Annotated in this window: 10 protein-coding genes; 4 read left to right on the top strand and 6 right to left on the bottom strand. The window is 60.1% G+C overall.

Annotated elements, in window-relative coordinates; genetic code table 11:
- Positions 1-50: 50 nt before the first annotated feature.
- The 3 genes from Q1B40_RS04730 to ftsH all read left to right on the top strand — a co-directional run bounded on the left by Q1B40_RS04730 (position 51) and on the right by ftsH (position 4,836).
- Positions 51-1,094, top strand: a complete 1,044-nt coding sequence (locus Q1B40_RS04730; RefSeq protein ID WP_299810762.1) for a Fe(3+) ABC transporter substrate-binding protein — start codon at positions 51-53, stop codon at positions 1,092-1,094.
- A gap of 115 nt (positions 1,095-1,209) precedes the next feature.
- On the top strand, positions 1,210-2,898 hold the full coding sequence (locus Q1B40_RS04725; protein WP_299810759.1) for an iron ABC transporter permease: 1,689 nt from the start codon (positions 1,210-1,212) through the stop codon (positions 2,896-2,898).
- 102 nt (positions 2,899-3,000) lie between these two features.
- A complete protein-coding gene (ftsH, locus tag Q1B40_RS04720) occupies positions 3,001-4,836 on the top strand; it encodes an ATP-dependent zinc metalloprotease FtsH (protein ID WP_299810756.1) in 1,836 nt (611 codons plus the stop codon).
- A gap of 117 nt (positions 4,837-4,953) precedes the next feature.
- Here ftsH and Q1B40_RS04715 read toward each other — a convergent pair whose 3' ends face one another.
- Positions 4,954-5,580, bottom strand: coding sequence for a CoA transferase subunit B (locus Q1B40_RS04715; RefSeq protein ID WP_299810753.1), 627 nt, complete (start codon positions 5,578-5,580; stop codon positions 4,954-4,956).
- Positions 5,581-5,592: 12 nt separating this feature from the next.
- Positions 5,593-6,288, bottom strand: a complete 696-nt coding sequence (locus Q1B40_RS04710) for a CoA transferase subunit A (protein ID WP_299810750.1) — start codon at positions 6,286-6,288, stop codon at positions 5,593-5,595.
- A gap of 246 nt (positions 6,289-6,534) precedes the next feature.
- On the opposite strand from Q1B40_RS04710, the gene Q1B40_RS04705 reads away from it, so the two are divergent.
- Positions 6,535-6,777, top strand: a complete 243-nt coding sequence (locus Q1B40_RS04705; protein ID WP_299810748.1) for a DUF6460 domain-containing protein — start codon at positions 6,535-6,537, stop codon at positions 6,775-6,777.
- Positions 6,778-6,795: 18 nt separating this feature from the next.
- Here Q1B40_RS04705 and Q1B40_RS04700 read toward each other — a convergent pair whose 3' ends face one another.
- The 4 genes from Q1B40_RS04700 to Q1B40_RS04685 form a co-directional block, all read right to left on the bottom strand.
- Positions 6,796-7,620, bottom strand: a complete 825-nt coding sequence (locus tag Q1B40_RS04700) for an ABC transporter permease (protein ID WP_299810745.1) — start codon at positions 7,618-7,620, stop codon at positions 6,796-6,798.
- Positions 7,617-8,537, bottom strand: a complete 921-nt coding sequence (locus Q1B40_RS04695) for an ABC transporter permease subunit (protein WP_299810742.1) — start codon at positions 8,535-8,537, stop codon at positions 7,617-7,619. The genes Q1B40_RS04700 and Q1B40_RS04695 overlap by 4 nt, the downstream gene beginning before the upstream one ends.
- 6 nt (positions 8,538-8,543) lie before the next feature.
- Positions 8,544-9,704 (bottom strand): ABC transporter ATP-binding protein, encoded by a 1,161-nt coding sequence (locus tag Q1B40_RS04690; protein ID WP_299810739.1) that lies wholly within the window; start codon positions 9,702-9,704, stop codon positions 8,544-8,546.
- 81 nt (positions 9,705-9,785) lie between these two features.
- A complete protein-coding gene (locus tag Q1B40_RS04685) occupies positions 9,786-10,880 on the bottom strand; it encodes a polyamine ABC transporter substrate-binding protein (protein ID WP_299810736.1) in 1,095 nt (364 codons plus the stop codon).
- Positions 10,881-10,964: the final 84 nt, after the last annotated feature.

Genomic DNA, 10,964 nt, shown 5'->3' with positions numbered 1-10,964 from the left:
ACGGGCCATTTTGCCGTCACGGCAAGCGGCCGGATATTCGGGAGAAAAATATGCGTGCCACGATCCAGGCCCTCACGGGTGCCCTCGCTCTGACATCGGCGGCGTTCGCAGCCGCACCAGCGGTCGCTGACGGCGAAGTCAATATTTACTCCTACCGTCAGCCGTTTCTGATCCAGCCACTTCTGGACGCCTTCACGGCCGAAACCGGCATCGACACCAATGTCGTCTTCGCTTCCAAGGGCCTTGGCGAACGGATTGCGGCTGAAGGCGAGAACTCGCCGGCGGATGTTCTTCTGACCGTCGACATCGGACGGCTGGACGGCGCCAAGCAGCTCGGCATTTCCCAGCCGGTGACTTCACAGACCGTCAACGGGAATGTTCCCGCGGAATTCCGGGATCCTGAGGGTCACTGGATCGGCCTGACGAACCGTGCGCGCGTTGTCTACGCCTCCAGGGAGCGCGTCGACCAGGATGCGATCACCTATGAAGAGCTCGCCGATCCCAAATGGAAAGGCCGCATCTGCACCCGCTCCGGTCAGCATGTCTACACCATCGGCCTGGTGGCATCGATGGTTGCTCATCACGGCGCGGAGAAGACCGAAGAATGGCTGGAAGGCGTTCGCGACAACCTCGCCCGCAAGCCGGCCGGCAACGACCGTGCGCAGGTTCAGGCAATCTATGCAGGCGAATGCGACATCGCGCTCGGCAATACCTATTACATGGGTCTGATGCAGACCAACGAGAAAGAGCCCGAGCAGCAGGAGTGGGCTGAAAGCGTCCGCATCCTTTTCCCCAATTCCGAGGATCGCGGCAGTCACGTGAACCTGGCCGGCGTGGTGCTGACCAAACACGCGCCGAACAAGGATAACGCCGTCAAGCTGATCGAATTCCTGTCTTCGGGAAAAGCGCAGGAAATCTACGCGGAAACCAACCACGAATATCCCGTCAAGCCGGGCGTGGAAGTCTCCGAGCGCGTGAAAAGCTGGGGTGAGATCAAGAAAGACCCGCTTCCGCTGGCGGATGTCGCCGAGAACCGCAAGACCGCGAGTGAGCTCGTCGACAAGGTCGGTTTCGACGACGGCCCGTCCTCCTGAGTTTCCGCAGCAATCAGTGACGCAAAGCGCCGTGTGCAAGAGCACGGCGCTTTTTGCTTTTTGGCGCAATAACTATTAGAGCTTCTGCAGATCACCCCCAACGAACAGTCCCGATTTGCTGCGCACGCCCACCCTTTCCTTTGTCGATCGTTTCTGGCAGGTCGCGGCACTCTTTATCGCGGCTCTTGTGCTGCTGCCGCTGGGTGCCATCTTGTGGATCTCCCTGACGCCGTCAGGCGATGTCTGGAGCCATCTGATCCGGACCGTGCTGCCGGGAGCGTTCTGGACAACGCTGCTGTTGATGCTCGGTGTCGGGCTGATCACCGGTGTTGTGGGTGTCGGCACGGCCTGGCTCGTGACCATGTGCAATTTTCCGGGTCGGAAAATCATGGACTGGGCGCTTCTGGTGCCGCTCGCCGTTCCGACCTATATCGTCGCGTTTTCCTATGTGGAGGTGCTCGAATATACCGGACCGATCCAGGGCCTGATCCGCGATATCTTCGGCTTCACCACCTCGCGCGACTACTGGTTTCCGGAGATACGCTCCCTGGGAGGCGCTATCTTCGTGATGGGCGCGGTGCTCTACCCTTACGTCTATCTCACCACCAGGGCCAGTTTCCTCATCCAGTCGGCTTCGACACTGGATGTGTCCCGGACGCTCGGGGCATCGCCCTACCGGTTGTTCTTCCGCATCGCGCTGCCGCTCGCCCGCCCGGCGATCGCGATCGGCATCTCTCTGGCGCTGATGGAGTGCCTGAACGATATCGGCGCGGTCACGTTTTTCGGCGTCCGGACGCTGACCTTCTCGGTCTATGACACGTGGTTGAACCGCTCCAGCCTGGGAGGCGCCGCCCAGCTTGCGCTGGCCATGCTGCTGATGGTGTTTTTCCTGCTCTGGCTGGAACGCTTCGGCCGGCGCAAACAGCGGTTCGATGCAGGTGGCGGCAGCAAGAGCCATCCGCCGACGCGCTTCGACCTGCAAGGATGGCAGGCTCTGCTCGCGCTGGTCCTGTGTCTACTGCCGATCCTTCTCGGCTTCGTCATTCCCGGTCTTCTTCTGGCCGACCGGGCCAGCCGGCGGCTGGACGACTTCTGGTCCAGCGGGTTTCTGGAAACCGCCTGGAACAGTTTCAGCCTCGCAGCCGTTGCCGCGATCCTCACTGTCGTGATCTCCGTTTCGCTGGCGTATGCGCTGCGCCTCAACAACAGGGGCGCCCTGCGCACCGCGGTGCGCCTCGCCTCCATCGGCTATGCGATACCCGGAACGGTTCTGGCGATCGGTATCCTGATCCCGCTCGCACAATTCGACAACTTCCTCGACGGCCGCATGGAAGCCTGGTTCGGCCTCAATACCGGCCTGCTGCTACTGGGGAGCGGAACCGGCCTGGTCTATGCCTATGTGGTGCGGTTTCTCGCCGTTTCCTACGGCCAGGTGGAAGGCGGCTTCGGCCGTATCACGCCGCATCTGGACATGGCCTCACGCACGCTTGGCCGCGACAGCTTCCAGACGCTCCGCCAGATACATCTGCCTATCCTGAAACCCGTGCTCCTGTCCGCTGCGCTGCTCAGCTTTGTCGACTGCATGAAGGAACTGCCGGCAACGATCCTCCTGAGGCCGTTCAATTTCGAGACCCTGGCGACCACAGTCTTCGAAGCGGCCTCCCGCGAGGCCTTCGAGGAGGCCGCCCTGCCCTCACTGGCGATTGTGCTGGTCGGCCTCATACCGGTCATCTACCTCGCCCGCTCAAGCGCGTCCTCCTTCAGGACGAAGCTTTCAAAACGTCAGCCGGGCCCGGTGGTCTGAACAGTCCGCGTACCGCCATGTCTTGACAGCACCTGATCAAATCGACCCAATGGCCGCAACCCAGACGTCCTTCCTGCCTGCATCATCCCGGGACAAATTTCGATGGAAAAAAAGCACCAGATCAATCTTTGGTACGCCTTCGCAGCGATGATGATGGTGTTCGTCTTCCAGAGCTGGTGGGCCACCTACAAGACCGTCGAGCCCATCCCCTACAGCGAATTCGAGCAGTATCTCAAAGAGAAGAAGATCGATGAAATCTCGATTGAGGAAAACACCATCAGGGGCAAGTTCAAGGACCCTCTGAAGGACGGCAAACAGTATTTCATCACCACACGCGTCGATATTCCGCTTGCCGACGAACTCAGCAAATACGACGTGAAGTTCACCGGCGTCGTGCAGAACACGCTTGTCCGGGACATCCTGTCCTGGGTCCTGCCGGTGCTGTTGCTGTTCGGCCTGTGGATGTTCTTCATTCGCCGACTGGCCGAGAAACAGGGTTTCGGCGGCATGATGACCGTCGGCAAATCCAAGGCCAAGGTTTTCGTGGAGACCGATGTCTCCGTCCGTTTCAAGGATGTCGCCGGCGTCGACGAGGCCAAACGAGAGCTTCAGGAAGTCGTCGACTTTCTGCAGGACCCGACCTCTTATGGCCGTCTGGGCGCGCATGTTCCCAAAGGGATCCTTCTGGTCGGCCCACCGGGAACCGGCAAGACGCTGATGGCGCGCGCGGTGGCCGGTGAGGCCGGCGTTCCCTTCTTCTCGATATCCGGCTCCGAATTCGTCGAGATGTTCGTCGGCGTCGGCGCGGCGCGTGTGCGCGACCTGTTCGACCAGGCTCGCAAGGCGGCTCCCGCGATCATCTTCATCGACGAGCTCGACGCGCTCGGCCGCGCCAGGGCCAGCGGTCCGATGGCAACGAACGATGAAAAGGAACAGACGCTCAACCAGCTCCTGACCGAACTGGACGGTTTCGACCCCTCCAGCGGCATCATCTTGCTGGCGGCCACAAACCGGCCGGAGATCCTCGACCCTGCCTTGCTAAGAGCCGGGCGGTTCGACAGGCAGGTGCTTGTCGACCGACCGGAGAAGACGGGTCGCCGGGAGATCCTCGACGTGCATGTGAAGAAGATCAAGCTGTCCCCCGAAGCGGATCTCGATCAGGTCGCCCAACTCACGGCCGGCTTTTCCGGAGCGGACCTTGCAACACTTGTGAACGAGGCAGCTCTGCTTGCAACCCGGCGGAACGCGGACGCCGTGACCCTGCAGGATTTCAACGAAGCTATCGAAAGGGTGATCGCGGGGATCGAAAAACGCAGCAGGATCCTGTCGGACAAGGAACGCACGACCGTCGCCCATCACGAAATGGGCCACGCGCTCGTCGCCGCGAACCTGGAAGGCTGCGACCCGGTGCACAAGATCTCCATCATTCCGCGCGGCATCGGCGCCCTGGGTTACACCATGCAGCGACCGACGGAAGACCGGTTCCTTCTCACCACCAGAGACCTGGAAAACAGGATGACCGTGCTGATGGGCGGACGGGCGGCAGAGGACATCGTCTTCGGAGAAATCTCCACTGGTGCGTCGGACGACCTGCAAAAGGTGACGGAAGTCGCCCGGGACATGGTCATGCGCTACGGCATGGAAACCACGCTCGGCAACCGTGTCTATTCCTCACAGAGACAGAACTTTCTGGGACTGCCCGCCGGTGACGTTACCGAAGTCTCCGAAGAGACCCAGCGGGAAATCGACCTTGCGATCAAGGCGCGCGTCGAAGCCGCCTTCACCCACGCCAAGGAGCTGTTGAACGGTCATCGCAAGGAGCTGGACGAAGGAGCGCAGTTGCTGCTTGACCGCGAAACGCTGACCGACCACGACTTCCCGCCGATACGCCCAGTTTCCGAACGCACGAAAGACGCCGGGTCCGGCGCTGCGGTGTAACGAAAAAAGCGCCGGTGCATGACACCGGCGCTCCAATTCAAGGATCTGTAGTCGGTTTCAGGCTACCGTTCAGTTCCCTGTGGCATCCTGTCTGCGGTCAAGCGAACCCGGCTTCCTTTATAAAAGTGTAGCCTGCGTGCTTGCCTTCACCTCTTCCAGCGTCACGTCCGGTGCGAGTTCGACGACCTTCAGACCGTCGTCGGTGACGTCGAACACCCCGAAATTCGTGATGATCCGGTCAACGCATTTCACACCCGTGAGCGGCAGGGAGCATTCCTTCAGGAGTTTCGGATCGCCCGCCTTGGATGTGTGATCCATGATCACCACGACGCGCTTGACGCCGGCGACCAGATCCATCGCGCCGCCCATGCCCTTGACCATCTTGCCCGGGATCATCCAGTTGGCCAGGTCACCGCTCTGCGATACCTCCATGGCACCCAGGATCGACAGATCGATGTGACCGCCGCGGATCATGCCGAAGCTGTCGGCGGAGGAGAAGAAACTGGTCTGCGGCAGTTCGGTGATGGTCTGCTTGCCCGCGTTGATGAGGTCGGCGTCGACTTCATCGTCGGTGGGGAACGGACCCATGCCGAGCATGCCGTTTTCCGACTGCAGGGTCACATGAACGCCTTCGGGAATATAGTTCGACACCAGGGTCGGAATACCGATACCCAGGTTCACATAAAAGCCGTCTTCAAGCTCTTGCGCGGCGCGCTTAGCCATATCATCACGTGTCCAGGCCATGATGGGTCCTCCTCAGGCTGCGCGCGTGGTGCGCTTTTCGATGCGTTTTTCGTGATTGCCGACGATGATCCGGTCGACGAAGATCCCGGCGGTATGGATGTTGTCCGCATCGAGTTCACCGATCTCGACGAGCTCTTCCACTTCCACCACGCAGGTCTTGCCCGCCGTCGCCATCATCGGATTGAAGTTGCGCGCGGTCTTGCGGTAGACGAGATTGCCTTCCTTGTCGGCCTTCCAGGCCTTGACCAGCGCCACGTCGGCGACTAGGCCGGTTTCAAGGATGTAGGTTTCGCCGTTGAAATCCTTGTGTTCCTTGCCTTCCGCGATCAGCGTGCCGACACCGGTCTTGGTGTAGAAACCGGGAATACCGGCGCCTCCGGCGCGGATCCGTTCGGCAAGCGTGCCCTGCGGATTGAATTCCAGTTCCAGCTCGCCGTTCAGATACTGCTTTTCGAATGTGGCGTTCTCGCCAACATAGGACGACACCATTTTCTTGATCTGGCGTGTCTGCAGCAGAAGGCCGAGGCCGAAATCGTCCACACCGGCATTGTTGGAAATGGCGGTGATGTTGCCGGCTCCGGAGTCGCGAAGCGCGACAATCAGGTTTTCCGGAATCCCGCAAAGACCGAAACCTCCGGCCATCACCGTCATGCCGTCAAAGGTCAGCCCCTCCAAGGCGGCCTTCGCATCCGGGTAGATTTTGTTCATGTGTCACTCCCAATCCGTGTCGTTAGGCGCATGAGCGGCACATTTACCGCTTGCCCCCTTCCGGTCAAGATCTCTTTGATGCATTGCAGCGAAAAACATGAACGCACCGTCAGCAGCCGGGCGGTCGATAATTCCATGCGAAGGGAACTATCGTCGGCGCGGACGTCTCCCCGGTTTTCTGCCGGGCAGAATATGTTAAGAGTTTTTCACCGGCTAAGAACGCCTTCAAGAAAGATACCACGGCCCGTGTACCAGTTCCTGTCGACAGTTATCAAGATCGCGGTCATTTCACTGCTCGTCGGTGCGGGGCTGTCTCTCATCGATATTTCGGCGGAAGACATTCTGGGGTTTGTCGGCCTCAGCCCCATGGCGCTGTGGGTCTATCTCAATCTCTTCATCGACTGGGCCATCCCGAACATGATCGTCGGTGCCTTCATCGTCGTGCCCGTCTGGCTGATAATCTATCTGTTCAAGCCGCCAAGCACCTGAGCTCGGTATGCTGAGGCGTCAACCCTCCGCCCCGAACGCCGTGCGCTCGTCCCGTTCCTTTTGAACCTGCTGCCGCCGGGTCGCAAGGGAAGCTGCAATCACGCCGATGGTGACCAGCACAACGAGAATGGTGCACACGGCATTGATTTCCGGCGTCACGCCGAGCCTGACCTGGGAATAGATCTTCATCGGCAGGGTCGTCGCCCCCGGACCTGTGGTGAAGCTGGCAACGACCAGATCGTCGAGGGACAGGGTGAAGGCCAGCATCCAGCCGGCAACGACGCCCGGCAGTATGATCGGCAGGGTGATCAGGAAGAACGTCTTGACCGGCGGACAACCGAGGTCTTCCGCCGCCTCCTCGATAGACTTGTCGAAGCCCACAAGCCGCGACTGCACGACAACGGCCACGTAACACATGGCGAAGGTGGTGTGCGCCAGGATCACGGTCCAGAAGCCCCGCGACTGGTCCATCGCCACGAACAGCAGCAGCAGCGACAGGCCGAGGATGACTTCGGGCATCACCAGCGGTGCGAAGATCATGCCGGAGAACAGCGAGCGCCCGAAGAAGCGGCCGGAGCGTACCAGAACGAGAGCCGCCGCCGTGCCGAGCACCGTCGCGACGCTGGCGGAGACGAAAGCCACCCTGAGCGTCACCCAGGCTGCGTCCAGAAGCTGCTCGTTGTGGAGCAGAGACACGTACCATTCGACCGAGAACCCGCCCCAGACCGTGACAAGCCGGCTCTTGTTGAAGGAGTAGATCACCAGGAGAACGATGGGCAGGTAGAGGAAAGAAAAGCCCACCACGAGAGACGTGACATTGAACCAGGAAGGGCCGCGCGTCATGCCTCTTTCTCCGCAATTTTCTGCTGCTGGTTCTGGAAGAGGATGATCGGGATCACCAGGATCATCAGCAGGATCACGGCCACGGCGGAAGAGACCGGCCAGTCACGGTTGTTGAAGAACTCGGTCCACAGCGTCTTGCCGATCATCAGCGTATCGGAACCTCCGAGCAGATCGGGGATGACGAACTCGCCGACGGCGGGAATGAAGACCAGGAAACAGCCGGCGATCACCCCGGGAAGCGAAAGAGGCAGGGTTATCTTCCAGAAGGCCAGCCAGGGCGGGCAGCCGAGATCCTCGGCGGCTTCCAGCAGGCTGCCGTCGAGCCGCTCAAGGCTTGCGTAGAGCGGCAGGACCAGAAACGGCAGGTAGGAATAGACGATGCCGATATAGACCGCCATGTTGGTGTTGAGAATGACCAGAGGCTCGTCGATTATACCCAGCGTCAGCAGCAGCTGATTGAGCAGACCTTCATTCTTGAGGATGCCGATCCAGGCATAGACGCGGATCAGGAAGCTGGTCCAGAAGGGCAGGATCACCAGCATCAGCAGCGTCGGGCGAAGCGACTGGGGACTGCGGGCCATGCCGTAGGCGATCGGATAGCCGATGACCAACGTCAGCAGCGTCGAGATGCCGGCAATGATGACCGAGGAGATGTAGGATTTCCAGTAGAGGTCATCCTGTGTCAGCCAGAGATAGTTTTCGAACGACAGCTCACCCAGCTTTTCGAAAAAGGCCTGCCAGCCGGAGGCAAGATCGAAAGTCGGGATATAAGGCGGAATGGCGACCGCTATCTGCGAGAGAGAAATCTTGAAGACGATCAGGAACGGCGCCAGGAAGAAGATCAGCAGCCACACATAGGGCACCGCGATCAGCGCCCAGCCTCCAAGGGTTCTTCTTACGGGGACGGGTTCATCCATCGTGCCTCACCCCCTCAAAATGACGCCGGCGTCGCGGTCGAAGGAAAGCACGACCTCGTCATCCCAGGTGATGGGATTGTCCACCATGCGCGAGACATTGGCGAAGGTGGCCCGCAGGATGGTATCCTTTTCGGACTCGCCTACCTTGGAATGGATGATGGAAACGTCGCCGAGATAGGCAATGTCCCAGACGAGACCATCGATCTGGTTGGCGGCGTCCTGATCGCGGCGGCCGTGCGCGATGCGGACTTTTTCGGGGCGGATAGCATACCAGACCCGGTCGCCGATACCGGCATCGGTTTCCTGGTTTGTCTCTATGGCAAACCCTTCGCAGACGGATTCAAGCAGGGTGCCCTCGCCGGACTTTCGCGAAACCTTGGCCTCGATGAGGTTCACGTCGCCGATGAAGTCGGCCACGAACCGGGAATTCGGCGCTTCGTAGATTTCCGCCGGTGTCGCCACCTGAACCAGTTTTCCCTTGTCCATCACCGCGATCCGGTCGGCGACGGTCATCGCCTCCTCCTGGTCATGGGTGACAATCAGGAAAGTGGTCTTCAGTTCTTCCTGGATGTTCATCAGCTCGAACTGGGTCTCCTCGCGCAGCTTTCTGTCGAGGGCGCCCAGCGGTTCGTCCAGCAGCAGAACCTTGGGACGTTTTGCCAGGGACCGGGCCAGGGCGACGCGCTGGCGCTGGCCACCGGAAAGCTGATGCGGTTTGCGCTTGGCGAACTGTTCCAGCTTGGTCAGCCGCAGCATTTCCGCAACGCGGTCGCGGATCTCCGCGGCATCCAGCTTGTCCTGTTTCAGGCCGAAGGCGATGTTCTTTTCGACACTCATGTGCGGGAACAGCGCGTAGGACTGGAACATCATGTTGGAGGGACGGCGGAAAGCCGGGATGCCGGCAAGATCCTGTCCGTCAAGAAAGATCTGCCCCGCCGTCGGCGCTTCGAACCCGGCCAGCATGCGCATCAGGGTCGTCTTGCCGCACCCCGAGCCGCCGAGCAGCGCGAAAAACTCGCGTTCATAGATTTTCAGGGAGAGATTGTCGACGGCCGTGAAGTCACCGAACATCTTGGTGACATTGCGGAATTCGATGAAGGGTGGATGGTCCGGCGTTTCCCACGGAGTGAACTCCCGCCGTACAGGTCCGATCGATTTCTTCGCCAAGACAATCCCCACCCCTAAGAGAATTCTGAAGTCATCGGCCGACCGGGCTTTGCGGTGAAAGCCCGGTCCTGCCTCAAGGACCTACTGGCCGCTTTTCACCGTTGTCCAGGTGCGGGTGACAATCCGGTTCACCTTCGGCGGATAGGAGGTCACGGTGTAAAGGTTCTTCACCGCCTCTTCGCTCGGATAGATCGCCGGATCACCGATGACATCGTCGTTGAGGAGTTCCTGGGACGCCTTGTTGCCATTGGCGTAATAGACGTAGTTGGAGGCCTTCGCCATGACGTCCGGACGCATGATGTAGTTCAGGAACTCATGCGCTTCCTCGCTGTGCGGCGCGTCGGCCGGGATCGCCATCTGGTCGAACCACATCAGCGCGCCTTCCTTCGGGATGGAGTATTCCACGGTCACGCCGTTATCGGCTTCCGCCGCGCGGTCACGGGCCTGCAGAACATCACCGGACCAGCCGATCGCCAGGCAGATGTCGCCGTTGGCCAGAGCGTTGATGTATTCGGATGAATGGAACTTCTGCACATAGGGGCGGATGGTCATGAGCAGCTCACCGGCCTTCTCGATTTCCGCCGGATCCTTGCTGTCCGGGTCGAGCCCGAGATACTTGAGCGCGGCCGGGAACAGCTCCGTCGGAGCATCCAGAACATGGACGCCGCAATCCGCCAGCTTTTCCATGTTCTCCGGCTTGAAGAAGAGGTCCCAGCTGTCGACCGGTGCATCCTCGCCGAGAGCGGCCTTCACCTTCTCGACGTTGTAACCGAGGCCGGTGGTGCCCCACATGTAGTTGATGGAGTGAGCGTTGTCCGGATCGTACTTCTGGACCCGCTCCTCGATGTCCGTCCACATGTTGGAAAGATTGGGCAGCTTGGACTTGTCGAGTTCGGCGAACACGCCTGCCTGGATCTGACGCGCGAGGAAGGTACCGGTCGGCACGACGATATCGTAGCCGGTTCCGCCGGCCAGCAGCTTGGTTTCAAGCACTTCGTTGCTGTCGAAGACGTCATAGACGACTTCGATACCGGTTTCCTTGGTAAAGTCCTCGAGGATCGACTCGTCGATATAGTCGGACCAGTTATAGACCCTGACTTCCCGGTCCTGGGCGAATGCCGCGCCGCCCAAGAGGCTGAGCGCGGCAGCACCGGTCAAAATGGATTTCAGTGACATATTGTAACTCCCCTTCAGAGATTTTCGGTGACCCTGTTTTGGTCCTGTTCGTTGATTGCATACAGCCGTAGACACTTGTCCTGA

Origin of the sequence: uncultured Roseibium sp. (assembly GCF_947496995.1) — a bacterium.
In the GTDB taxonomy this organism is placed as follows: domain Bacteria; phylum Pseudomonadota; class Alphaproteobacteria; order Rhizobiales; family Stappiaceae; genus Roseibium.
This window is presented reverse-complemented; position numbering and strand designations above follow the sequence as displayed.